14 protein-coding genes and 1 pseudogene are annotated in these 25,449 nt (G+C 57.5%); 3 read left to right on the top strand and 12 right to left on the bottom strand.

Translation table 11 applies throughout. The features are described 5' to 3' along the window. Window positions 1-17 precede the first annotated feature (17 nt). From nirB to B2344_RS09735, 8 genes and pseudogenes are all read right to left on the bottom strand, one after another. The gene (gene nirB, locus B2344_RS09695; protein ID WP_290485105.1) at window positions 18-2,456 is read right to left on the bottom strand and encodes a nitrite reductase large subunit NirB; all 2,439 of its coding nucleotides are present in this window, start codon (window positions 2,454-2,456) and stop codon (window positions 18-20) included. 50 nt (window positions 2,457-2,506) lie between these two features. Beyond that, entirely contained in the window at window positions 2,507-4,219 is a 1,713-nt protein-coding gene (locus B2344_RS09700; RefSeq protein ID WP_290485106.1) for an ABC transporter ATP-binding protein, read from the bottom strand. Between the two features lie 12 nt (window positions 4,220-4,231). Further along, complete coding sequence (locus B2344_RS09705; RefSeq protein ID WP_290485107.1) at window positions 4,232-5,380, bottom strand: ABC transporter permease; 1,149 nt, start codon at window positions 5,378-5,380, stop codon at window positions 4,232-4,234. 72 nt (window positions 5,381-5,452) lie between these two features. Further along, entirely contained in the window at window positions 5,453-6,751 is a 1,299-nt protein-coding gene (locus B2344_RS09710) for a CmpA/NrtA family ABC transporter substrate-binding protein (RefSeq protein ID WP_349679726.1), read from the bottom strand. Between the two features lie 665 nt (window positions 6,752-7,416). Beyond that, window positions 7,417-8,393, bottom strand: a pseudogene (locus tag B2344_RS09715) (NAD(P)H-dependent flavin oxidoreductase). Window positions 8,394-8,413: 20 nt separating this feature from the next. Beyond that, window positions 8,414-10,012, bottom strand: a complete 1,599-nt coding sequence (locus tag B2344_RS09725; RefSeq protein ID WP_290485110.1) for a fatty acid--CoA ligase — start codon at window positions 10,010-10,012, stop codon at window positions 8,414-8,416. Between the two features lie 151 nt (window positions 10,013-10,163). Then, on the bottom strand, window positions 10,164-12,704 hold the full coding sequence (locus tag B2344_RS09730) for a TonB-dependent receptor (protein WP_290485111.1): 2,541 nt from the start codon (window positions 12,702-12,704) through the stop codon (window positions 10,164-10,166). A 130-nt stretch (window positions 12,705-12,834) separates the two neighbouring features. Continuing rightward, window positions 12,835-14,016: an acyl-CoA dehydrogenase family protein gene (locus B2344_RS09735; RefSeq protein WP_290485112.1), complete on the bottom strand. Its 1,182-nt coding sequence runs from the start codon at window positions 14,014-14,016 to the stop codon at window positions 12,835-12,837. 74 nt (window positions 14,017-14,090) lie between these two features. On the opposite strand from B2344_RS09735, the gene B2344_RS09740 reads away from it, so the two are divergent. From B2344_RS09740 to B2344_RS09750, 3 genes are all read left to right on the top strand, one after another. Continuing rightward, complete coding sequence (locus B2344_RS09740) at window positions 14,091-14,855, top strand: helix-turn-helix transcriptional regulator (RefSeq protein ID WP_290483353.1); 765 nt, start codon at window positions 14,091-14,093, stop codon at window positions 14,853-14,855. A gap of 181 nt (window positions 14,856-15,036) precedes the next feature. Continuing rightward, complete coding sequence (locus tag B2344_RS09745) at window positions 15,037-16,380, top strand: spinster family MFS transporter (protein ID WP_206993102.1); 1,344 nt, start codon at window positions 15,037-15,039, stop codon at window positions 16,378-16,380. Continuing rightward, a complete protein-coding gene (locus B2344_RS09750; RefSeq protein ID WP_290485113.1) occupies window positions 16,380-17,933 on the top strand; it encodes an FG-GAP repeat domain-containing protein in 1,554 nt (517 codons plus the stop codon). Before B2344_RS09745 ends, B2344_RS09750 begins: the two co-directional genes overlap by 1 nt. Window positions 17,934-17,945: 12 nt before the next feature. Here the strand turns inward: B2344_RS09750 and B2344_RS09755 are convergent, their stop codons facing one another. Genes B2344_RS09755 through B2344_RS09770 form a run of 4 tightly spaced genes read right to left on the bottom strand, consistent with a single transcriptional unit; the run spans window position 17,946 to window position 25,221 of the window. Beyond that, window positions 17,946-19,613 carry a carboxylesterase/lipase family protein gene (locus B2344_RS09755; RefSeq protein WP_290485114.1) on the bottom strand — a complete coding sequence of 556 codons (1,668 nt, stop codon included), beginning with the start codon at window positions 19,611-19,613 and terminating at the stop codon, window positions 17,946-17,948. Between the two features lie 18 nt (window positions 19,614-19,631). Further along, window positions 19,632-21,218: an AMP-binding protein gene (locus B2344_RS09760; protein ID WP_349679792.1), complete on the bottom strand. Its 1,587-nt coding sequence runs from the start codon at window positions 21,216-21,218 to the stop codon at window positions 19,632-19,634. Continuing rightward, on the bottom strand, window positions 21,215-22,888 hold the full coding sequence (locus tag B2344_RS09765; RefSeq protein ID WP_290485116.1) for a carboxylesterase/lipase family protein: 1,674 nt from the start codon (window positions 22,886-22,888) through the stop codon (window positions 21,215-21,217). Before B2344_RS09765 ends, B2344_RS09760 begins: the two co-directional genes overlap by 4 nt. Window positions 22,889-22,947: 59 nt before the next feature. Continuing rightward, entirely contained in the window at window positions 22,948-25,221 is a 2,274-nt protein-coding gene (locus tag B2344_RS09770; RefSeq protein WP_290485117.1) for a TonB-dependent receptor, read from the bottom strand. Window positions 25,222-25,449: the final 228 nt, after the last annotated feature.

Consider the following 25,449-nt stretch of genomic DNA (forward strand, 5'->3'; position numbering starts at 1 on the left):
CTGAGTACTCATTCGATCTATCCCACCGGTTCGAGTTTTTTGAATTCGTGCGCATCAACCCCGCCTGTAGCCCGCTCTGCCCAGGGATCGATTTGAGCGAAACGCTGGGAGTATGCGAAGCGCTCGACCAGATTTGCCCGGTTTTCAGCGTCTTCGACAATTTGCGCCTGAACCCGGTCGATGCCGACCCGCGCGGCCCATTTGTAGATGCGCTCAAGATAGAAGCCCTGCTCGCGATAGAGCTGGAGCACGGCCGTACACATTTCGATCGCCTCTGCTTCGTCGGTGACCTTTGTCAGCAATTCCGTAGCCTTGACCTCCATACCGGCCGCGCCGGCGAAGTGAATTTCGTATCCACTGTCAACGCAAACCACACCAATATCCTTGCAAGTGGCTTCCGCACAGTTTCGAGGGCATCCGGAAACAGCCAGCTTCACCTTGTGGGGGGTCCACGATCCCCACATGAGCTTTTCAAGCTTGATCCCAAGGCCGGTCGAATCCTGCGTTCCGACCCGGCACCAGTCGGTTCCGACGCATGTTTTCACCGTGCGCAGGGATTTTCCGTATGCATGGCCCGAGACCATGCCCGCCGCATTCAGATCTGCCCATACAGCTGGGAGGTCTTCTTTCTTCACGCCCAACATGTCGATGCGCTGCCCGCCTGTATATTTCACCGTAGGAATATCGAACTTGTCCACAACGTCTGCGATCGCTCGCAACTCACTTGCTGTGGTCACGCCGCCCCAAGTGCGAGGTACGACAGAATAAGTCCCGTCTTTCTGAATATTCGCGTGGACGCGCTCATTGATGAAGCGAGACTGATTATCGTCGACATACTCGCCTGGCCATGCTGCCAAAAGATAGAAATTGAGCGCTGGTCGACACTTGGCGCACCCACAAGATGTTTTCCAGCCCAGCTCCTGCATGATGGCAGGAATGGATCTCAAGTCCTGAGAGGCAATCAAACGCCGCACATCATCATGGCCTAGATCCGTGCACTGGCAAACCGTGCGCTTAGCGGAAGCCGTGAACGCATCTCCCAACTTGAAGGCTAGCAGACTTTCCACCAGACCCGTGCACGTTCCGCATGATGACGACGCCTTGGTACAAGCTCTTACGCCATCCAGGTCGGCAAGCCCGTTCTCGTCGATAGCCGAAAGGATCTGTCCCTTGGAAACGCCGTTACAACCACAGATCTCTGCCTCATCCGGCAAGGCTGCAACGGCCGCCATAGGGTCCAGGGGAGTCCCTCCGGCATAGGATTGTCCAAATATGAGCGTGTCGCGTTCATCCTCCTCTATGAATTCCGCCTTTTTTATCTTGTCGAAAAACCATGCTCCATCGGATGTTTCTCCATATAGAACAGCCCCGATCAGTCGCCCTTCTTCGAGGATCAGGCGCTTGTAGATACCGCGCCCAGGATCTCGGTACACAATTTCGTCGCGATTATCTCCTTCAGCAAAATCTCCTGCGGAATACAAATCTACCCCAGTGACCTTCAGCTTTGTTGCGGTCTCAGAATGGGAGAATTCCGTTTTCCCCTGTCCCGTCATTACTTTTGCGCAAATCTGCGCCTGTTCGAACAAGGGGGCGACAAGCCCATAGCAATTTCCATCGAACTCGACGCATTCTCCAACGGAATAGATGTTCGGGTCGGACGTTTGCATCACGCCATTGACCTTGATGCCCCGGCCGACTTCCAGACCGGCTAGCTTGCCAACCTCGATATTTGGCCGAATTCCAACCGCCATGACGACGAGGCTGGCAGGAATCTCCGTTCCGTCTGCCAGTCGTACTCCGTCAACCTTGCCGTCCCCATAGATCTCCTTGGTATTCGCCCCTGTCAGGATCGTAATGCCCCTATTGGCGAGCTCCTTTTCCAGGAGATACCCTGCGGACGGATCCAGTTGGCGTTCCATCAATGTCGGCGCGAGGTGAATAACCGTGACGTCCATTCCTCTCAGACGCAGACCGGCGGCAGCCTCCAGCCCAAGGAGGCCGCCGCCGATCACCACCGCCCTTGAAGCCGGCTGGCAAGCCTCAATCATCGTGTGGGTGTCGTCCAGGTCGCGGTACGCGATAACACCAGGTAGGTCGTGACCGGGTAATGGAATGATAAACGGATTTGATCCAGTCGCGATGACAAGTCGATCATACGGGACATCGCCTTTTTCACCGATGACGACTTTCCGTTTCCGATCCACTTCCAGAACCTTTTCGCCGAACCGGCAATTAACTCTATGCCCAGCATACCAGTCATCGTCATGAGTGACGATTTCCTGATAGGTCTTTTCGCCCGAGAGGACGGGAGACAGCATGATCCGGTTATAGGTTCCGCGTGGCTCCGCATTGAACAACGTAACGCTAAAGCGGTCCGGTGCGGCCTGTACGAGGTTTTCCAGCAACCGTCCGGCTGCCATCCCCGCACCAATAATCACAAGTTTTTCCTGGGGCATGTTTTATTCCCCCTCAGTCACTATTTGTTTGAAGACGGACGATCTGAACATTACGCCGCCTCCGTCTCTGACTCAGGCTTTGATTCCGAATCTGATTTGGAGCTGTGAGCGCCCTTCTCATACTCTTCGAGGAAACTCAGAACCTGTTCGCGGTAGTGGTAATAGTCCGGATGTTCGAGCAAAGCCTTGCGCGTGCGGGGGCGCGGGATATCAACTTCCATGACCTTCCCGATCCGCGCATTCGGTCCATTGGTCATCATGATGACCCGGTCCGCAAGCAGGATGGCTTCATCCACATCATGCGTCACACACGCGGCTGTAACCTGTGTGCGCTGCCACACTTCCATGAGCACTTCCTGAAGCTCCCAGCGCGTCAGGCTATCAAGCATCCCGAAAGGTTCATCCAGTAACAACAATTTGGGCGAAAGAGCGAAAGCGCGAGCAATGCCAACACGCTGTCTCATCCCGTTCGAGAGATCCGCCCCCAGCTTGTCCATGGCTTCGCCCAGGCCAACCTTGTGCAGGTAGTATTCCACCACCTGCTCGCGCTCTTCGCGAGTTGCATCTGGGTAAACACGGTCCACGCCTACGGCGACGTTCTGCTTTGCTGTCAGCCAGGGAAACAGAGAGGGAGCCTGAAAAACCACGGCCCGATCCGGGCCGGCCGCCGCAACTTCCCGATTGTCCAGAATGATCCCGCCACGGCTGACCTCGTTCAGACCGGCCGTCATCGTCAGGACAGTGGACTTGCCACACCCCGAATGACCAATAATCGAAACAAACTCACCCTTCCTCACTTTGATATCGAACCCGTCGACCACGGTGAGTGGCCCCTTGGGTGTAGGATAAACTTTGCTCACCTGGGAATATTCAAGAAAGCGATCATCGTTGAAGCCTGAGGTTTCAGATGCCTCACGGTATGCTTTTGGCTTGCCCAATGTGATTGGGGTCACCTCCGGCAAGGGTGGCTCGACTTGGGCCCGCTTCTTCGCAATTCCGACATCCATCAAATATGCGGTAACGTCGCGGCGAAGCGTCTTGAACGTCTCGTCATGATTCATGGCGGTGCGATCTCGCGGGCGCGGCAAATCTACTTTGAATGATGGTCCGAAGGTCGCGTTCGGTCCCGGGTTCAGAGGGATGATACGATCCGCCAGAAGCAGGGCTTCATCCACATCATTTGTGATGAGGACGACCGTCTTCCGGTCCTGTTCCCAGATGGAGGTGATCTCATCCTGAAGGTTAGCCCGTGTAAGTGCATCAAGGGCCGACAGAGGCTCGTCCAGCAGCAGGACTTCCGGATCCATGGCGAGCGACCGGGCGACCGCCACTCTCTGGCGCATACCGCCTGAAAGCTCTGCCGGGCGCCGGTCGACGGCATGGCTGAGGCTGACCATGTCGATGTACTTTTGCGCCCGTGCATTGCGCTCTGCTTTGCTTTCCTTTCCGAACACCGCATCAACAGCCAGGAGAATGTTCTCCTTCACAGTCATCCACGGCATCAGCGAATAGCTCTGGAAGCAGACGGCCCGGTCCGGTGCAGGTCCTTCAACAGTTTCTCCCCGAAAAGTTACTTCACCCCTGTTCGGAAATTCGAGACCAGCCATGAGACTGATAAGGGTTGATTTTCCAGACCCGGAGAACCCGACAATCGCGACGAACTCCCCTTCTTCCACAGCCAGATCAATGTCATGGAGGACATCTACGCGATCAGAATCGTCACCAAACCATTTCGATACATTCTTCAGCTCAAGGATCGACATATTCTCTTTCCTCTATCGCGTGCTGGTATGCGTGAACATGGTCTGCAAGGCGTACATGACCCGGTCGAGCAGGAAGCCGATAATCCCGATCGTCAGAACTGCGACAATGATCTTGGCCAGTGATTGCGACGACCCATTCTGGAATTCATCCCACACAAATTTTCCTAATCCCGGATTCTGCGCAAGCATCTCCGCTGCAATCAAAACCATCCAGCCAACACCCAGGGACAGGCGCATACCTGTAAAGATAAGCGGCAACGCAGATGGCAGGATGAGTTTTGTGATTTGGGTGTGTGGCTTCAGTTTCAAAACCTTGCCCACATTGACGAGATCCTTGTCTACAGATGCCACGCCAAGCGCCGTGTTGATCAATGTGGGCCACAGGGAACACAGGGTCACCGTGATTGCCGACGTCAGAAAAGACTTCGAAATCCCGGAATCTGTCGCAACGGTCGCAGAGACAATCATGGTGACAATGGGGAGCCAGGCCAGCGGCGACACCGGTTTGAATATCTGGATCAGAGGATTGAACGCCGCATTCATGGTCGACGACATGCCCATCACGATGCCAAGGGGAGCCGCGATCACCACGGCCAGAAAAAAGCCGAAAAAGACCGTCTGAAGGCTTGTCCATATCTGCTGGTAAAAAGTCTGTTTGCCCGTATAGGAAACGCGGGACACATCGCCTTCACGCCCGGCCGCGATCAGGGCGTCATTGCGTGCAGCCTGACGCTCATAGAATTGTCCGGCTTTCTGCTTTTCCTGCAGATGATCCTTGTGAAGCACCACCGCCTGCTCCCAAACCTGGGCTGGCCCGGGGATCGCACCAAGCGATGTCTTGACCTGGGGCGCCAGAACAGCCCACGCCGCCAGAAAGGTCAGAATAGCAACGATCGGCACGACAAGCCGCTGGCCCAATAATGGCAGGTTTCGCTTCGGACTGTCACCTGCGGCCATCATGAGCAGCGGCGTCACCCAGGACAATGCAAACACATCAAGAAATTTCGAAGCCTTGTTAATGCCCGAGAATACTTTTTCCTGACGTTCGCTCTTTGAGTCTGCGCCCTCCTTTTCGGAGACTTCGCGGGTGATCTCGGAAGGGCTCCCAACGACCTGCTCATCGACAGATGCGTCAACCTTGTTGAAAACAATACTTCCCATCTTATTGACTCCGATGGTTGGAAAATTTGAGAACATGGGCCGGCAATCTGGTGGCCCGCTCTAGCCCGCTGGTCATTCGATGACTTCGCCCGCAGCAACGGTCTGGCTGGACTTCAGCCCTATCGTCAGGCTTTCAAGGTACGCATTCGGCTGGCGTCCGTCATAAGAGACGCCATCAATGAAGTCTGATGTGACTGGCTTGTAACCATCTGTTTCCCAGGGGAAATCAGCAGCGTCCGCCAAGCCATCATCAACCAGGGACTGGGCGGCCTCGAGATATATGTCCGGCCTGTAAACTTCGCGCGCCGTCGCGTCGTACCACGCATCATCTTTGCTGTCGGAGATCTGACCCCACCGCCGCATCTGGCTAAGATACCAGACCGCATCCGAATAGTATGGGTACGTTGCATTATAGCGGAAGAAGACATTGAAGTCTGGCACCTCACGCTTGTCGCCACGCTCATATTCGAACGTGCCCGTCATCGAATTGGCGATCACATCCGCGTCCGCGCCGACATATTCGGAACGCGCCAGAATCTCCACCGCTTCAGCCCGGTTCGCGTTGTCATTTTCGTCCAGCCACATAGCTGCCCGGATAAGGGCGCGTGTAACTGCCTTCGTCGTCACTGGATTTTCTTCCGCGAATTCAGCGGTAATGCCGAAGACTTTTTCCGGATTGTCTTTCCAGATTTCGTAATCCGTGATGACCGGCACGCCGATCCCCTTGAAGACTGCTTGCTGGTTCCATGGTTCACCCACGCAGTATCCGTAAATCGTGCCAGCTTCGAGCGTTGCGGGCATTTGAGGTGGGGGTGTGACAGACAAGAGGGCGTCGGCCTGAATCTGGCCCGACACATCATCGGGCGAATAAAAGCCCGGGTGGATGCCCCCCGAAGCCAGCCAGTAGCGCAGCTCGTAATTGTGCGTAGAGACTGGGAACACCATGCCCATGTTGAACGGCTTGCCATCAGCGGCATATTCCTCGACCACAGGTTTCAGAGCGCTGGCGCTGATGGGATGCACCGGGCGCCCGTCTTCCATGCTCGGAATATTAGGACGCATCTTTTCCCAGACTTCGTTTGAGACAGTAATACCGTTGCCGTTCAGATCCATGGAGAACGGCGTGACGATATGGGCTTTTGTGCCGTAGCCGATGGTCGCCGCCAGTGGCTGGCCCGCCAGCATGTGCGCGCCCGACAACTCGCCGTCGATGACCCTATCCAGCAGGACCTTCCAGTTTGCTTGCGGCTCAAGTGTTACATACAGCCCCTCATCTTCAAAAAAGCCCTTCTCATAGGCAATCGCCAACGGGGCCATGTCGGTAAGCTTGATGAAGCCGAAGGTAAGCTCGGTTTTCTCAAGCCCTTCCATCGGGATAACCAAGGCTGTCGACTCGGATGAACTGGGGGAACTTGACGGAGCATCTGTACTCGGGCCACCACAGGCAGCGAGCAAACAGGCAAGGAGCGCGGCGGATCCGGCGAATACGCCGCGCTGGGGAGAGGAAAGAGTAGTGTCTGAATATGAGATCATGATGAAGGTCCGCGATGGTTTGCCCAGCCCAAACGGCTCGGGCTTGATAACTTTGAGGAACAGAACCGGCGCAGCTTGGCCGGTCGCTCTACACTCGAAAGTCCATCGGCGGACGTCGAAATGACCTATGACGGCATCGTCATGACTATTACCGATCAGAGACAAAGATGGAAGACAAGCGGATAGTGCAAAACAATAGAGAACTAATGCTTGGCGCCCTTCGCTTGCACAACAATCAGTCACACCGATCCAATTTACAGGCGAGAATGTGCCCGCGTTGCACCCAGTCCCCGACTGTCCATTTGTATTCGCCTCATTGCGTTTGCTTCTCTTTTTTATCGATTGCGTCGAGAAGACATTCAATAAGCCACCTCCCTATCAAACCAGGGAGGCTTTCAACCGGTGACGAGTAAACTGGATCTTTCGCTCCACATCTCGCTTATGACGAGCGTGATCCAACAATATAGCCTCAGAGCCCAAGGGGCCCCACACAGTCGTGCTAATCAGACTGTCATCCTGTCCAGGCGTCCATGAATGATCGACTCTGCGTCAGAAACGATACCGTCGATAAGTTCCTTCACGGTTGGAATATCGTTGATCAGCCCCTGCACCATGCCGGCCGACCAGATTCCCCCATCCGTGTCTCCATCCGCCATGGCCTTTCGCCCGCGAACTCCCGCAACCAGGTGCTGGACGTCTTCGAACTTTGCGCCGCCCTTGCGCTCGATTTCCACGACCTCATCGCTCACGGCATTTTTCATGACCCGGGCCGTATTGTGTAGCGTCCGGAAGATCAGATTGGTCATGCGCTCATCATTCTCAACCATTTGTCGCTTGAACGCCTCGTCAATCGGAGCCTCCTGCGTGACACAAAACCGGGTCCCCATATTGACGCCATCGGCGCCGAGCGCCAAGGCTGCGACGAGCCCCGCGCCATCTGCAAATCCACCAGACGCCAGCATTGGGACACTGACCTTGCGTGCCGCCGCCGGGATCAGGATCAAGCCGGGAATGTCATCCTCCCCTGGATGACCCGCACACTCAAACCCATCAATCGAGATCGCATCGGCGCCCATCCGCTCGGCTGACAGCGCATGACGCACGGCCGTGCATTTGTGGATCACCTTGATGCCATGCTGTTTGAAATGGTCGATATGTTCCTGCGGCTTGTAGCCCGCTGTCTCGACGATCTTGATCCCTCCCTCGATGATCGCCTGCCTGTATTCGGCATAGGGGGTGGCTTGATTGCGGGCAGGATGGTGAGGTTCACACCGAAAGGCTTGTCCGTCATCTCCTTCGTGCGCGCGATCTCTTTAGCAAGGTCTTCCGGGGTGGGTTGGGTCAGCGCCGTCAGGAACCCAAGTCCTCCAGCATTTGCGACGGGTGCCACCATTTCTGCGTATCCGACCCATTGCATGCCACCTTGGACGATAGGGTGCTCGATGCCGAATTCTTTCGTTAAGCGGGTTTGAATGACCATGGTTTTCTCCCAAAGTGTTTTTAGTTCACGGCCCTGTCTTTACCGCCCCAAAAGGGTTCGCGCAGTTGCCGTTTCAATATCTTCCCTGACGCATTGCGGGGAAGACCCTCGACAAAGTCAACGCTTTTAGGAGCCTTGAACGCCGCGATTCTCGTACGCGCGAATGCGAGGATTGATTCCGGATCTGACGCCGCGCCGGGCTTCAGCGCCACAACCGCCTTCACCGCCTCTCCCCATTTTTCATCTGGCACGCCGATAACTGCCACTTCGGCAACGTCCGGATGGCCGTAAACAGCATTCTCGACTTCAGCTGGATAGATATTCTCCCCGCCTGAAATGATCATGTCCTTCACGCGATCGTGGATGTAGAGATAGCCGTCCTCATCAAGGTAGCCTGCGTCTCCTGTATGAAGCCATCCGTCCGATGTGATCGTTTTTTGCGTCGCCTCATCCAGATTCCAGTAGCCCTTCATATTGGCACGCGACCGAGTCACAACCTCGCCTACCTGATGAGGCGCAAGCACATTCCCCTCATTGTCTTCAATACGGATTTCCACCCCCGGCATCGGGATACCGGCCGCCCGCATCCGCTGGTTTCCGTTCGGGTCATGATCCTCAGGCGGCAAGTAGATGATCGTTCCGCACGTCTCGGTCATGCCGTACTGCTGGCAAAAGCCGCAGCCGAAGACTTCCATGCACTCGCGCAGCAGGTCGAGAGGGATCGGCGACGCACCATACAAAATGTATTTCAGGCGGGAGTAGTCCACGCTCCTGGCATTTGGCTGCCTCACAACGATCTGCAACGCGGCAGGTACCATGAACATTTTTGAGATGCCGTCCTGCTCAATATAATCGAGCACACGGAACGGGTCGAACTCTCGGGCGATGATGCCCTTCGCTCCATTGAACAAGCCCACAATCCCCCAGCCGGTTCCGCCAATATGGCCTACGGGCATAGCTACGAGGCTGACATCGTCTGGCCCCCACTCATTCCAGGGCAGGTGTGCCTCCACAGATTCCCGGCGACCGCCGAGGAGATTGTCATGGCTGAGCATGGCGCCCTTTGGCCTGCCTGTGGTCCCCGATGTATACAATTGGAGTGCAACGTCGTCCGATGCTATCGGGACACTTGGATCTGTGTCACTTTCGCTATCCCTCCAAATGACAAAGCCCTCGGGCCCGGCGTCTTCCATGAATATGATTTTTGGGGGATGCTTCAATTCGGCGAGCGCTTCTCTGGCCTGATCAGCAACTTCAGGACCAACAAAAACGAGTGATCCCTCACCGTCTCCGATAATATAGGCCATCTCCGTCGGCGCGAGCCGCCATCCAATCGGCAACGTCACACCGCCCATCTTGGCGGCCCCGAATAGAAGTTCGAAATAGTGGTCGCTGTTCTTGCCAATGTAAGCAATGCGCTCACCCCGCTTCACGCCGGATGCTATCAAGGCATTTGCAACTTTGTTCGTAAGACGATCAAAAGCACGAAAGGTGGTATCCCGCCCCTCAAAGCTCAGCGCAATGGCATCCGGCCTTTCACGCGCATGGAAGCGCGCGATGTCACCCAGAGTTGGCATCTGGTCAAAATCCGCGCTCGTAAGGGCGCCCTCGTGACTCATTTGAATTCTCCCGATAGTCGCGATTGTTTAATTTGGTTTTCCCGACCCCAAGGGTTTCTCAGGGCACCTCTCAGCGGCACTCCTGAATTCACTTAAAAAAGGAAGGCTGCGCCTCCACAGATATGGAGGCGCAGCCAGTTTTCAGAGGAAATCAGAAGCGATAGCTGAGCGATGCACCATACGTGCGCGGACGCCCGGCAAACCGGAGAACAACGTTGGCGTTGGATGCGATCTGCTGCCAGTAGTACTCGTCGGTCAGGTTCTTGCCCCAGACGGAAACTTCCCAATTGTCGTTAAGTGAGTAGATCCCGACGCTGCCATTGAGCACACCGTAGGAGTCTATGTCATACTGAGGGTCATCTGGATCACCCGCGGTAGACTCGCTTTGCCAACGTCCGCTCAACGCACTTCTGAAACCCAGTGTGTCCGAAACGGGTCGGTCATACATCAATGTCAGGCTGGCGGTCGTTTCCGGGCTGTACATGAACGGATCACCTTGACGATTGGTCGGCAGGCCGAATGCATCAGACGTCTCAAATGATCCGAATTCCGTTTGCAGCAGCGTCAGGCCGCCAATGGCCGTCAGGTGTTCTGCCACCAACCATGTCAGCTCCGCATCCAGACCGTAAGCCTCTCCTTCCGGGGCGTTCTGAAGGCGTGACAGGGCACGATAAATTGGGTCCGGGAAGAAGGACGAGACCTGTTTGTCAGTATAGTCGTAGTAGAACAGCGACGCATTCGCTTGCATGCGCTGGTCGAACAGCCCAGCTTTGACACCAACTTCATATGCCAGCAGGCTTTCCTGCGTTGCCGGGGCATTCTGTTCCGACTTGGAGGCTGCGTTAACCGGAGTTGAGGCGGACTTGTAGCCCTTGGAAACCGATGCGAAGAAAAGCGTGTTCTCCAATGAAGCTGGCGTCCAATTGCCAACCACTCGCCACGAAACATTGTCTTCCTTAACGTCCGATGTCACCGCAGTGAACGAGTTGGTCTCAAGGTCGTAGGTATTGCATCCGTTTTCGAGCAATGGCGCTGGTGGCGTAGCCAGACCGTAAATCGCTGTGAAGAAAACGCGGTTGAATACATTGACGTTTGGCTGCATCGAACCATTCACGTCTCCCGAACAACCAACATATTCCTGCTTGTCATCCGTATAACGAAGACCGGTCGTCAAGGAAAATTCCGGGGTCAATTCCCAATCAGCATTTGCGAAGATGCTGGTAGTCGTCGATTCAAAGTCCCCGGTATCGTAATAGGTCTGGAAGGAAGAGAGCAATTCGGCAGCCGAATAGGGCTGACCTGTTTCAGGGTCGACGTTTACCAAGGAGACGAGACCAGCCATTTGCGGCGGGAAACCAAGAGCGGTCGGGTCAACCGTCAACAGGTAGGCCGCCGTACTTACAAAGTTGGAATTGGCGTTGTCCCGCAGCATTGTGCGGTTGCCGTCTGTGGTCTCGTCCTTGCCATAATAGGCCCCCACCAACCAGTCGACCTTGTCGGTTGAACCTTCAAGGCGAAGCTCCTGGCTGAAAGATTTGATCTCGCCTTCGATGTCCTGAAGCAGGATCTGAAACGGCACGCCAGACCAATCGAGCACGGCTTCTCGATCCAGCTTATTATAGCCCGTCAGTGACACCAACCGCATCTCATTGTCGAACTCATAGCTTACGCCAAGCTTGATGGCATCGAAGCTCGAATTCTCTTCATGCGGACCGTCAATGCCCTCGCCTGCACCGATATCGGCTGACCGCAGGTATGAAGGTGCCCAGTCGGCCTGTTCAGCATTGGTCGGAAAGTTGCTGTTGATAAAGTCAACAAGGCCCGGTTGGTTGAAGCCTGATGCCGTCGACGGGCCGTTGGTTCCCGGCACGATGAATGTCGGGTCGGTATTGGGCGTCAGGCCAATTGCCTGCCCAGCGATCGTGTCGGATTTGTTGATCCAGCCATTGTAGGACAGATCAATTTCGAGCTTGTCTGTTGGCTGAATCGCGAGCGCCGCACGGAAGCCGAGCTTATCGACCGTTCCCCGGTCTTCTCCGCGGGAAATCGACTCCTGCCAACCTTCGTCGCTGTTCTCACTGCGGATCGCGAAACGCGCCTGAACGTTTTCCGCAAGCGGCACATTCACCATGCCTTCGAGATTCCAGGTGTCGTAGTTGCCGATGTCGGCGGAGACACTTGCCTGGAACTCATCGACCGGCTTGTTCGTCACGACGTTGATCAGACCCGCCGTCGTATTGCGGCCAAACAAAGTTCCCTGCGGCCCCTTCAAAACCTCGATACGCTCGATATCGAACATCGGCCCCGAATTCATGAAGGGATAGGGATAGGCAACTTCATCTACATAGGTGCCGACGGTCGAAGTTGCAGAGACGTTGATGGTATTGAAGCCGATACCGCGGAGGGTGTAGGTCGGCACGCCCTGATAGCTTTGCGAGACTGAGAAGCTTGGCACGAGCGCTTGCAGGTCATCGACCTCATTGACCCTGAGCGTATCGAGTTGGTCCCCGCCAAATGCCTGGATCGACATCGGGACATCATTGGCGGATTCTTCCCGCCTCTGGGCCGTGACCGTGATGGACTCCAGCTTCATGGAGCTTTGCGAATCTTCGCTGCTCTCGGCGGAGGGGGTGTCTGCCTCTTGTGCGATGGCGGGCGAGCTTGCCCAGAGTGCTATGAGTGAGACTCCCAAGCATAGCGATTTCAAGTACTTAGACCGGTTTTCCAAATTTTCCTCCCTATGCTCCTATGTTTGGAGCTGTAGGGAGAGGTTCCTCGGAAACGGTCACTCCCGGCAAGCTATCAAGGTTGATAGGGCCGTCTCACAATCCAAGCACCGCCTTGGCCATGATGTTGCGCTGGACCTCATTCGATCCGCCATAAATCGAACCGGCTCGATTGTTGAGGTATTTCGCCATGGCGACGCTGAGCGCATCTGGTCCGACCGGGTCCAGATTTGATTCCGGATGCCAGGTCGCCGGTTCATGAACAGCCGCATATGGGCCTGCAGCCTCGATCGCGATCTCGTCGATCTTCTGCATCATCTCCGTTCTTTGTACCTTGAGCATCGAAGCGGCAGGGCCCGGCGGCCGACCCGCGCTGAGCGACGCCACGATGCGCTGTTCGGTCACTCGGATGGCGTCGAGCAGAATGGCGGTTGTCTCGAGCCGGGTACGTAATCCCGGCTCTTCGAGACCGCTTTCCAAAACATGGGCGCGAAGTCGATTCAGCGCCGCCTCGAGACCGGCCGACGACCCGCCGCTGCGCTCGAATTCCAGCAGGTACTTCGCGACGGTCCAGCCGTCATTTTCCTCGCCAAGCCTGCCCGACACCGGAACGCGGACATCATCGAAGAACACCTGGTTCAATTCATGTTCGCCCGCCAATGTGATGATCGGATCGACGGTGATACCGGGTGCCGACATCTCGAGAAGGAGGAAGGTGATGCCTTGCTGGGGCTTGCCTGTGTGGTCGGTTCGCACGAGACAGAACATGCGGTTTGCATGGTGGGCATGCGTCGTCCAGATCTTCGATCCATTGAGGATGTAATGGTCGTCATCTCGTTCCGCCTTGAGAGACAGAGACGCCAGATCGGACCCTGATTGCGGTTCAGAATACCCTTGGCACCAATAGTCGTCCCCCGCCAACAGACGCGGCAGGAAGAATGCCTTTTGTTCAGGCGTCCCGTATCCGATGATGCAGGGTCCCACCATGTTAAGACCCATGGGTGCCAACGGAGGTGCCCCGGCGATGGCGCATTCCGATGCAAATATGTAGCGCTGCATTTCCGTCCAGCCGGGCCCACCATACGCTTCAGGCCAACTCGGCGCCGCCCAACCTTTCGCGTGCAATTTCTTTTGCCAGGCGAGTGTGTATTCAGGCTCCACGAAAACACTAGTGGCCTTTTTGCCAGCAGCGGCCAGTTCTGGCGTGAGATTGTCGCGAAGGAAGGCTCGCACTTCCTCGCGGAACGCGATATCTTTATCAGATAGGCCCAGATTCATCGAATATCTCCCATGGTCGCCATGAACACTAGCGACTTCGACCGTCACGGCTCAAGCTACCAGAACCAATAGGTATGAAACCCTCTATCCCATCGGTAACCGGTCCGAAAACCTCAGAGCATCACGTGCACGCTTTGGCGATGGAAGTTGTCAAGCTTGGCAACCGCGCAGGTCTTCCCTACATCGCCGCATCAGCGGATGTCAGCGACCCAAACCCCATGCTTGACAAGGATGGCTCGCCTTATGCGGAGAGCCTGTTCAAATGGTTCGATCCGGATTTCCACTATTGGGATGATCGCACTTTCGCCCTCCGCTCAGGATTTGTCCAAGCGGCGCGAATCTGTGCCGAACCCTTCTATTTTGACGGCAAGGCATTGAAGAGCTGGCGAACGAACCGAGCGCTGGACGTCTTCAACGAGAATGCTGAATATGATGCGTACGGGGTTGCCAGTGCAATTATTTGCCCATGTTACATGCCTTATGGCGTGCTGGGCGCGATCGTCTGGGCTGGCGACAAAGCGGTTGCGGACATTGCGAAAACATTCATAGCGCACGCTGCAAGCATGCATCAACTAACGCTTAAATTTCTCTCCGCCTACCGGGAAAATGACTCACATATTGCCCTCCCAGAACTGGTCGATCTGACTCGCAGAGAGATTCAGTGCCTGAAATGGGCTGCCATTGGCAAAACGGACAGCGAGATCGCAACGATTATGGGAATTTCTGTGCCTACGATTCGCTTTCATCTAACAAATGCAGGGCAAAAGCTGTCGGTTTCCGGTCGCGCTCAAGCCGTCCGTGTAGCAACCAGCTTGGGCTATATCGGACGGAGCGCCTAGTTCCGAAGCGCAAGCCCGCGCGATCAAAGCCGCTACTAAACCCAAGGATTGCTGGCTCAAATGGATAGGGATATTGACTTCACTCTCGTTTGAGTGAGTATCTTTCCCAGATACAAGTTTGTTCTGGAGATCCCTCTAGAACGAAGCAAATGACGGGACGTTGAAGCCCGCGGGAGGACATATGACTATCCATGCGCCACGTGCGGAAACTGCCCACGAAAAATCACCAGACGACGACGCTGACACGACCAATACCCCTTATACCCAGCCATTCTATCGCTATTATGTGCTGGCGGTCCTGACTGTCGTTTATGTCTTCAACTTTGTTGATCGCCAGCTACTCGTCATCCTGCAGGAGCCGATCAAGGCGGAGCTGAACCTTTCGGACACACAGCTCGGCCTGCTGACAGGCTTTGCCTTCGCGCTATTCTACGTCATCTGCGGTATTCCAATCGCCCGCTGGGCTGACAAGGGAAACCGGCGAACCATCATCGCCCTCGCGCTGACGATCTGGAGCGTGATGACCGCCATGTGCGGGCTTGCGGCAAACTACACCCATCTTCTGCTCGCGCGTGTCGGTGTCGGTGTCGGCGAGGCGGGTGGCAGCCCGCCGGCGCACTCCATGATTTCGGATATCTTCAAGCCAAAGAATCGGGCGCTTGCCCTGTCGGTCTATTCCATCGGTATCTATATCGGCATCCTGATTGGCTTTGCAGCAGGCGGTTTCCTGGCCGACGCGTTCAGTTGGCGCCTTGCCTTCTTCGTGGTCGGTATTCCGGGGGTCGCACTCGCCCTGCTCGTTCTCCTGACGGTTCGTGAACCGATCCGCGGCTGGTCCGAAGGCGACACGAAAGCGGTCGAGCCTGCCCCACCGATTGGGGATGTGGCCCGACTACTCTGGTCGCGCATTTCTTTCCGACACATTGCGCTGGCCGCCAGTATGCAAGCCTTCATCATCTACGGCATCGGCAACTGGCTGCCCTCCTACTTTCTGCGAACCTACGAGCTCGACATCGGCACGATCGGCGCCTGGATGGCACTCACCACCGGATTTGGCGGCGGGCTTGGCTCCTTCTGCGGCGGCTGGATGGCTGACAAGTTCGGGGCAAAGGATGTGCGCTGGTATCTCTGGGTGCCCGCCATCCTGACTTCACTTCTTGTTCCGGTGCAGCTCGCAATATTGCTCTCCGGCGAGGTCTATTTCGCCCTGATCATGACAGCGCCCTTCCACTTCCTTTCCGCCGCCTATCTCGGCGCGGTGCTGGCCGTCTCGCACAATCTCGTCAACGGACGGATGCGAGCAATGACATCGGCGGTGCTATTCTTCGTGCTGAACCTGATCGGGCTCGGTCTTGGCCCTGTCATCGTCGGCTTCCTCAGCGATGTTTTCACCCGGAATGGCATGGTGGCGCCGCTTGGCACGGCCATGCTGATCTGTGGTACGGTCGCGGCGATATGGTCGGTCACCCACTACATTCTGGCGGCGAACAAGGTCCGCGAAGATATCGCCAGGCGGCAAGTCTGATGCGGATCGCGAGCGCCTCCACGCTAGTGTTGGCGCTCGCCGCCTGCGCGCAGATGCCAGCTTCAGTGATGAGCGTCGCCGACACGCCGACACGGGCGAAAACGCCGAACGGGCAGTTCATCTCCTGGATCGAGCATCGGGTCGATGATGAAGACATGAATGGCGGCATCCCGATCCGCGGCGGCGACGGGTTCCAAATGGCTGACATGGACGGCGACGGTCGGACCGACATCGTTTCGGTCCATGAGGATTCCAACCATCTGCGTATCGCCTTCGCGACAGATGGTCCGGATGTCTGGGTCAATGTAACGATTGGCGAGGGCGCGGAGGTCGCGGCAATCGAAGACGTGGCCGTGGGCGATCTAAATGGGGATGGCTGGCCGGATCTCGTCGCAGCCTGCGAAGAGGCCCATCTCATCTATTTCCAAAACCCGGGCGAGGCCGCGCGGTCTGAGTCCTGGCAGAACCTCATTCCGCCGGTCACACAGGATCGTGGCTCCTGGCTGCGTGCCTTCATCGCCGATGTCGATGGCGATGGGAAGATGGATGTGCTCGGTGCAAACAAGGGCGCGTCAGACATTATTGATCCATCGCTTCCCTCTGCATCACGACCGACTTCGCTTTTCCTGATTGAGGGCGACCCGCTTGAGCCTTCAAGCTGGCGAGAGCAGGTTCTCTCGCGCGAAGTCGTGCCTAACACGGCCATGCCAGTCGATGTGGACGGCGATGGCGACATGGATGTGCTTGCTGCCGCCCGCCTGCACCAGACAATGACAATGCTGGAGAATACGGGTCCGCGCGAGGGAGGCGGCATAGAAGTATTGCCGCACACGATCGAAATTATACCCGGCCTCACAGCGCCCGAAGGTTGGCAACGCACGTCCAGCGCCTTTCAGAGCGACTTTGAGGACATTGATGGCGACGGCAGGCTCGACCTCGCTGTTGCGGTTTATGAGACACCGTTCCCCGTGAATGGCTCGCCGCTCATGGCCTCGCTTGGCTGGCTAAAACAACCCGAAAGCCTCGACGAGCCATGGGTCCACTATCGCATCGGCGACATCTTGCCGGACGTCATCATCGGGATCGAACTTGCAGACATTGATGGCGATGGTGACCTCGACGCAATCACAGGCGGCTATTCAGGGCTCAATATCCTGGAAGGCGGCTATTCCGGCGCGTCGCGCGACTATGACGAGCCCAAAGTGACAGCGTCTTCTTCGGTAGGCCGGATCGTGTGGTTCGAGAACGCCGGACATCCGACGACGGAGTGGACACGCCATGACATTTCGCGGCGCGTACGTGGAATGTATGACGCGTTCACTGCGACCGACATGGACGGTGATGGCGATCTCGATCTCGTCACAACCCGCGGAAACAGCGGCAAATATGACGGAGTCATCTGGCTCGAACAGGTGCGCTCGGCAGACCCCCGCCCGGCCTTCACGCCGGCGCGCGAGCGCGAGAGCCGCGCCCTGCCCCTGCCGCCGCAAAACTGGTCCGACAATTACGAGACAGAGATGACCCTGATTGCGCCGAACAAGGCCGGCCATTGAGGCTGTCCGCGCCTACTCGATCGGCTCTGCATTCAGCCCGACGCGCATGAACCAGCCTTCGCCGGCCGCACGCCGCTTCTGGTAAAGCGCCTCATGGAATTCGAACATGCCGGAATAGGCGTCATGGCGCAGCTCCGGCTTATCCCCGATATGGAGATAGGCCTCGTCGTCACTATAGGGCGCCCAGGCAGGCCCATTGGCGCTTTCAGGCCGGCCTGTCGAAGCAAAAGAAGCCCAGTAGTCGACCAGAACTGAGGCCAGCGCTTCAACCTCGTCCACCTCCGGCTGCGGCCATCGCGGCGGATAGGATTCCGGGGTGCCGACCGTGCCGAACACGAAGGGCACTTCGCTCGCATGGAAGGCGCAGAGGTCGCGCGCTTCCATAGCCGGATAGCAATGATCGAAGACGTAGAGATAGGCGGGTTCGCCCGCTTGCGCCGCGCTGCGTACGATACGTTCGGTTGACCAGCCGAAAACATTGTCGCGGTTCACAGCCAGCATGGATTCTTCCATGTCATCGGCCGGGTAGAGCGCGAGAAAGGCCTCCGCCTCGTTACCATAGCGCGCACGTATCGCGTCTTCGTAGGCCTCGGGCGTCTTCGGCTTCCTGGGCAGGAGCATTCGATAGGTGCGCGCTTCGCCGCTATTGAATCCTGCGAGCACGGGCACTTTCGCGAATTCGCCATCGTCAAATGCCTCATTTAGCTGGCGCGGTACGTAAGTGCCATCAATCGTCCCGGCGGGGGCATAGCCTGCCATTGTGCTCCGATTGGTGAGCTCCTGCGGGTCGGCGGCGCGCGCGGCGTCCAGCGTTTTCAGTTCGAGTGTCTTGAACAGGTTTACGCCCTCCATCTCTGCAGCCGGCAGGTCGTAGCTTGCTTCACCGAGCTCTGCGAAATTGCGGGTATTGGTGGACTGGATGATCGCCTTGTCGAACAGGCCTTCGGCAGGCGGGCTGGTGAGCAGATAGGTCACGCTGAGCGCGCCCGCGGATTCGCCCATCACGGTGACGTTGGACGGGTCACCGCCAAACTGGTCGATATTGTCCTGAACCCATTCGAGCGCGGCAATCTGGTCCATCAGGCCATAATTACCCGACAGTCCCCCCGGGCTCTCCTCAATTAGCTCGGGATGCGCGAGCCAGCCGAGCACGCCGAGACGGTAGTTGATTGAAACGAAGACCACGTTCCGCTCGGCATAAGCCGTGCCATCATAGACAGGCTGCGCGGCACCGCCGATACGAAGCGATCCGCCGTGGATCCAGACGATGACCGGCGCATCTTCTGCGTGTTCAGGTGCCCAGACATTGAGGGAAAGGCAGTCCTCCGACGCGCTTTCTGGCGGATCATAATAGACGCTGACAGGCGGCACCGGCGGCTGAATACAGCTCGGCCCGAAGTCGCTGGCGTCGCGAACCCCCTCCCACGCAGCAGGCGCAATCGGCGGCGCCCAGCGCAATTCACCAACCGGGGGGGCGGCATACTGAATTCCGCGGAAAACATTGATGCCGTCCTGGTTCACACCTTCGATCTCGCCCTGCGCGACGCTGACAACAGGGCCCGGCAGGACGATTTTCTCTGCGAGTGCCGTCTGGGAGGACTTAGCCTCTTTGGCCGAGCATCCGGAGAGCGTGAGCGCGGCGAGGACAACGGCGATGAGGGTCGGTTTCAAGCGTGTCAATTGTAAGCTCCTCCCGTGTCAGGCTGATCCATAAAGGCTGCGAAGGCGAATCTTGTCGATCTTTCCAGTGCCAGCGAGTGGCATGCTTGGCACACGGATCACCTCATCAGGCAGCCACCAGGAGGGCACACGATCCCTTAGCGCCTCCAGCAAGTTGTTATCTTCAAGGCTCTCGCCATCGCGGAACTGGACAAGCAGTACAGGGCGCTCGCCCCATTTTTCATGCTCGCGCCCGACGACAGCGGCGAAGGCGACTTCCGGCAGGCCGGAGACGAGCGCTTCGATCTCGGTGGGATTGATCCATTCTCCGCCGGACTTGATCAGATCCTTGGCCCGGCCCGTAATGAAAAGCTGGCCGTCTTCACTGATTTCAGCAAGGTCGCCTGTCAGGAACCAGCCATCGCGCGTCGCGGCTTCAGCTTGGCCGAAATAGCGCTCGACTACGGAAGGGCCGCGCACCCAGAGATGGCCTTCGTGCCCGCGCTGCTCATCGAGGGGCGTGCCTTCATGATCGGTGAGCATCAGATCGACGCCAAGCGCCGGACGGCCTGCCGTGTCTGATGAGCGGACATCTCCGGGCGGAGCGGCCGTACCAAGTGGAGAGAGTTCGGTCATGCCCCATGTTGTCTGGACGGCGATGCCCCGTGCCTCAATCCGGCGCATCAGAGCACTACTCATCGGAGCGCCGCCGACCATGATCCGCCTGAGACTCGGCACATCCAACCCGTTTGCATCGAGATGATCGAAGACGTCCAGCCAGAGCGTCGGCACCCCGACAGCAATGGTGACCCCTTCTCGGACGATCAGATCGGCGAGGGTCGCGCCATCTGCCTGGCGGCCGCAGAAGACCAGCCGCGCGCCTGTCGCTGGTGCTGAATATGGCAGGCCCCAGGCGTTGGCATGAAACATCGGTACGACGGGCATGATGACATCATGCGAGTTGAGCCCGCTGACATCGGCCTGAAGCTGGCGGAGCGTGTGCAGATAGCTGCCGCGATGGGTGTAGGTGACGCCTTTCGGGCGTCCCGTGGTGCCCGAGGTGAAGCAGAGGCCACACGGTGTGGTCTCTGGAAAGTCGCCCCAGATGATACCTTCAGAACTGGCCTTGGATAGCGTCGCCTCGAGGTCACGGGCCCCCGGCAGCCCCACATTCGCGCTGCAGTCAGGCCCGACAGGATCGATGATGAGTACATGATCCAGCGTTCCGGCTTCTGCTGCGATCTCGGCGGCGAGCGGCAGCAGATCCCCACTAACGATCAGAATGCGCGCGCCGGACTGCTGAAGCATCCAGGCGATCTGCTCTGCGGTGAGGCGCGGATTAAGCGTATGGCACACTGCGCCCATTCCCATGATGCCGTACCAGCACTCCATGTGGGCCTGGCTGTTCCAAGCGAGCGTCGCCACGCGATGCCCGCGCTGCATGCCGAGTCCTTTCAGCACCCCAGACACCGTACGGGCACGCTCGCGCAGGGCGGCATAGCCAATGCGGGTGAAGCTGCCGTCAAAACGGCGCGTGACCACATCCTTGGTGGGGTGCCACTTCGCTGCATGGTCGATCATTCGATCAAGTGTCAGCGAGAAGTCTTGCATGGCGCCGTCTGTCAATTGCACGCGGGTACCTCCGGCGGCAGCGGCGGGGAAATGATGCCGACATTCCAGTTCCATTGAAGGCTGCCATGGGCGCGCCTGCGGCAGACAATCGCTTCGTGAAGTTCGAAGCGGGCGCGGGCAAGGCCTGGCCAGGCTTTCGGCACCTCGGAGAACACCATGCCGGTCGCGTCCTTGCCGTAGGCCGGCCAGTCCGGCGCGCCTTCAGCGGACGGGGCTCCTTCTCGGGCAAAGCTCGCCCAATAGTGCATCATAGCATTCATTAGTTCGCGTTCGGACTGCTTGCGCGGAGCCTGTGGCCACGGCTCGGGAATGTCGAAAAGCGTGCCGAAGACATAAGGGATTTCCATCGCATGAAAGGCGCGAAGGCCAAGCTTGTCGGCGGCCGGATACGTATGATCGAAAAAATAGAAATAGGAGGGCTGGCTAGCCGCCGTCTGCGAGGCAACGAGCCGCTCCGCAGTCCAGCCATACATGGCGTCACGCGTGGTCGCGAGCATGCTGGCTTCGGGATTGTCGGCCGGATAGGTCTCAAGGAAACGGTTTGCCAACTCGCCATGAGTGGACCGGATCGCCGTCTCATAGGCGTCGCTTCCTGGCACCGACGGCAAAAGGAAACGAAGCGAGCGTATCTCGCCCTCATTGAAGCCGGCGAGCACGGGGACCTGTGCCTGCTCGCCCTTGTCGAACGTCGCAGGCATCTGATCTTTCAGCCAGACATCGTCGATAACGCCGAACGGGACGAAGGCGTTGCGGCCCGCAATCGAGACCAACTCGTCGGCGTCCATCTCACGCAGCTCAGCCAAGGAGGCAGCTTTCGTCTTTTCCTGAAAGGCAACGCCTGCTTCTTCAGCTGACGGATGGCCGCTCACCGCACCTCTCAGAGGAGCCATGGAAACCATATAGGCACTCTCGGCGATTGCCTTGTCGAACAGACCGCGCGCTTCTGGCGAGACCATGAGCAGGACGACACTGAGAGCGCCAGCGGATTCACCTGCAATTGTGACATTGTCCGAGTTCCCGCCAAAGGCAGCGATATTGCGCTTGATCCATTTCAGGGCTGCAGCCTGATCTTTCAGGCCATAATTGCCCGAGATATTCTGCGGCGACTCGGCGCTGAGTTCCGGATGGGCAAGATAGCCGAGCACGCCGAGCCGGTAATTGATTGTAACGACGACGAGCCCCGTTTCACGGGCAAGGTTTGCGCCGTCGTACATTGCCTGACTGCTGGTGCCGGTAACCAGCGAGCCGCCATGGATCCAGACGAAGACAGGAGCATCATCCGCGCCGTCCGGCACCCAGACATTGAGGCTAAGGCAATCCTCGCTCACCTCACCTAGCTTCTCATAGTAGATGCTTCCCGGGCGCGCGCCAGGCTGTGGACAGGCCGGACCGAACTCGATTGCCTGGCGGACGCCTTCCCAGTCCGGGAAGGCCTCCGGCAAGGCCCAGCGCCGCTCGCCGACGGGCGCAAGCGCGAACGGAATACCCCGATAGACAGTCACCCCATCCCCTGCTTCACCCTGCAGCGAACCGACGGGCGCTTCTGTGACGGCGTTGGGTTTCGGGTCGGCGGCGCTCGCCAGCAATCCATCACTCGCTGCACAGCCAGCCTGCCAGAGCAGGGTCCACGCAAGGATAGACGAGGCGAGTACCCTGCCGAACACGGGGGGCGTTCTGCCGCCCTCCAGCATTCTACCAATATTCAGCACAGCCCTGCCCCCAATCAGTATTCAACGCTGACGCGGACGCCCACCGTCTGTGGGCGCTGGCGCGCATAGCGAGCGTCGACAAAGGATTCCGGGTGCACGTAGGTGATCGAGTTGTCGTCGAAGAGATTCTCGACATAGCCAGTCAGTTGCCAATTATCCTTCGAAAGACCCGCCTGAAGATTCACAACGGTGTAGGCGTCGGTATAATCGAAGGTCGGGGCCGGCACATTTGGTTGGCCCGGCACATTTGGCAGCAAGGCCGGGAAATCACCGACATATGCAGCTGTACCCGAGAAGAAAGCTTCCATCTCTCCGACATTGTAGTCATAGCGTGCTGTGGCGGCACCCTGGAAGTTCGGCATGGCGAGTTGAAGGCCAAGCTCGGCGCCGGAAATCGCGGCTTCCTCAGGCGTCAGCTCAGTGATTTCGGTGTCGTTTAGAGATCCGTTCACGAACAGGCTGAATCCGTTGCCCGGATAATAGCCGGCTTCGAATTCTAGCCCCTGGCTGACGGCTTCACCAATATTGGTGGCAAACTGCACCTGATCTGAAAGCCGATTGGCCTGTACCTGGATGTCTGACCAGATGATGTAATAGGCCGCGAGATTTGAGGTCAGCTTCCCATTCAGGAAAGTACCCTTCATGCCGACTTCATAGTTGATCAGTTCGTCGGAATTCGCGCCGTCCGGGATGACAAGGTCGTTAGGGTTCACAACACTGACGGCGCCAGCGCGCGCATTTGCAACCGGCGAACGGAAGCCTGTAGCGACCGATGCGTAAGTCGTAAGATTCTCCATCGGCTTCCAGGATGCGCTGGCCTTGTAGGAAACGTTGTCAGCTTTGACCTTGAGGCCTTCAGCAGCCACGACCGGGAAGACGGTCAGCTCGAGATCCGTAAATCCGCCCAAAGCGACGCCCAGATAGTTTGAATTGTATCCCCCCGGCAGGGTGAAGGACTGTACGGAAGTTTCGGTGTAGCGAAGCCCCCCCGTCATCCAGAATTGGTCAGAGAACCGGTATGTCAGCTCACCGAAAGCAGCCGATTCGATCGCATCGAAATAGCCTGCGAAGCTCTGATAATACTCGTTCGGAAGCCCAGCGAGATTACGTGCTTGAAGGAACTCTGTCGAGGAGCGGTAGTCGTAGTCGATATCGCGCCGCTTGTTGAAGTGGAAGCCACCGATGATCCAGTCCCAGTCGCCGCCATCAGCTGAGGCGAGGCGGGCTTCCTGGACGAAATTCTCATCATAGCCGACGGCGTCGAGCGCAAAGGGGATAGCCTGGTTGAACGTACCGGCCAGGTCGACGATGAATTTGCCGTCAATCTTGGAATAGGTCGACGAACTGGTCAGGGTTGCCCAGTCCATCTCGTAATTGCCGGTCAAATTGTAGCTGGTGAAGTTAGACTGAAAGAGGTCAGGCCGCTCGGTGAAGCGGATATAGTCGCCCCGGTCGGGATTGGTGAGGCCGGAATCAGCAGGCTTGTTGTCCTCGTGTATGACGAGCAAGCCGATATCGAAATTATTCGTCGGCTCCCAAAGCAGATGGGCACGACCGCCAATCGATTCGAGCGAATTTGCGCCTTCAATGCCTGTGCCGGTATTGTCCACCCAGCCATCTTCATCGCGGTAGAAACCAACAAGACGCAACGCCAGCTCGTCATCGACCAGCGGCAGATTGACCATGCCATTATAACGTTGGCGAAGCGCATCGCCATCGACAAGGCCGAAATCGACAAGGGCCGACGCTTCAAACTCGTTCGGATTCGGGGCTTTTGTAAGAATCCGGACGGCACCGGACAGAGAGTTCGCGCCAAATAGTGTACCCTGCGGCCCGCGCAACACTTCAACGCGCTCGACGTCATACAGCGTTGGATCAAGGATCGTGGAGTTGCCATTGCTGGAAATCGGCAACTCATTGATGTAAATGGCGGTCGCGGCCTGAAGATTGGCGCCGTAGCCATTGGTTGCGATGCCGCGCGTGGTAATGGTGTTGAAGTTGGCCGTTGGCTGATTGAGCACGATGCCTGGCGTTTCGCGGGCGAGCCCGTCATAGCTGACAATGCCCTTTTCGCTGAGCGCTTCTTGCTGCCAGGCGGTCACGGCGAGCGGCACATCCTGCAGGCTCTGCTCGCGGCGAGTCGCCGTAACGATCACGCGGTCCTGGCGTGCTTCGCTTTCTGTCGTGGTGTCGCCGGCATCAAGTGCCGGAGCGTCCTGAGCAAACGCCGGCGCGCTCAGTACAAGAAGCGAAATTGCCGATACGGATGCCATGAAGCGATTAGTCATATTGTCCTCCCGAGGTTCCGCGGGTTTTCCCGCTGTTGGCAGGATAGGAGACCAGAAGAAATCTAAAGTCAACAATATTCACTCTCGCGATAATGAATGTTGAAAGATCCATGCTTTTCGGTGATGACTTGGTGAGGGGCTTTGACTGTTCCGGACAAATGGCTGTACCAAGCACAGCTGCATACAAGGCGGGCACGGCCCCTGAAACGCCTCCAGGCAAGCACCTGT

This window comes from Hyphomonas sp. UBA3195, assembly GCF_002366485.1.
Taxonomy (GTDB): Bacteria; Pseudomonadota; Alphaproteobacteria; order Caulobacterales; family Hyphomonadaceae; genus Hyphomonas.

Coding starts and splice junctions, on each gene's coding strand:
- nirB (WP_290485105.1), bottom strand. CDS start 2,456: ATGCCCCAGGAAAAACTTGTGATTATTGGTGCGGGGATGGCAGCCGGA.
- B2344_RS09750 (WP_290485113.1), top strand. CDS start 16,380: ATGCGGATCGCGAGCGCCTCCACGCTAGTGTTGGCGCTCGCCGCCTGC.
- B2344_RS09710 (WP_349679726.1), bottom strand. CDS start 6,751: ATGGAAGGGCTTGAGAAAACCGAGCTTACCTTCGGCTTCATCAAGCTT.
- B2344_RS09740 (WP_290483353.1), top strand. CDS start 14,091: ATGAAACCCTCTATCCCATCGGTAACCGGTCCGAAAACCTCAGAGCAT.
- B2344_RS09745 (WP_206993102.1), top strand. CDS start 15,037: ATGACTATCCATGCGCCACGTGCGGAAACTGCCCACGAAAAATCACCA.
- B2344_RS09770 (WP_290485117.1), bottom strand. CDS start 25,221: ATGACTAATCGCTTCATGGCATCCGTATCGGCAATTTCGCTTCTTGTA.
- B2344_RS09725 (WP_290485110.1), bottom strand. CDS start 10,012: ATGAGTCACGAGGGCGCCCTTACGAGCGCGGATTTTGACCAGATGCCA.
- B2344_RS09705 (WP_290485107.1), bottom strand. CDS start 5,380: ATGGGAAGTATTGTTTTCAACAAGGTTGACGCATCTGTCGATGAGCAG.
- B2344_RS09700 (WP_290485106.1), bottom strand. CDS start 4,219: ATGTCGATCCTTGAGCTGAAGAATGTATCGAAATGGTTTGGTGACGAT.
- B2344_RS09735 (WP_290485112.1), bottom strand. CDS start 14,016: ATGAATCTGGGCCTATCTGATAAAGATATCGCGTTCCGCGAGGAAGTG.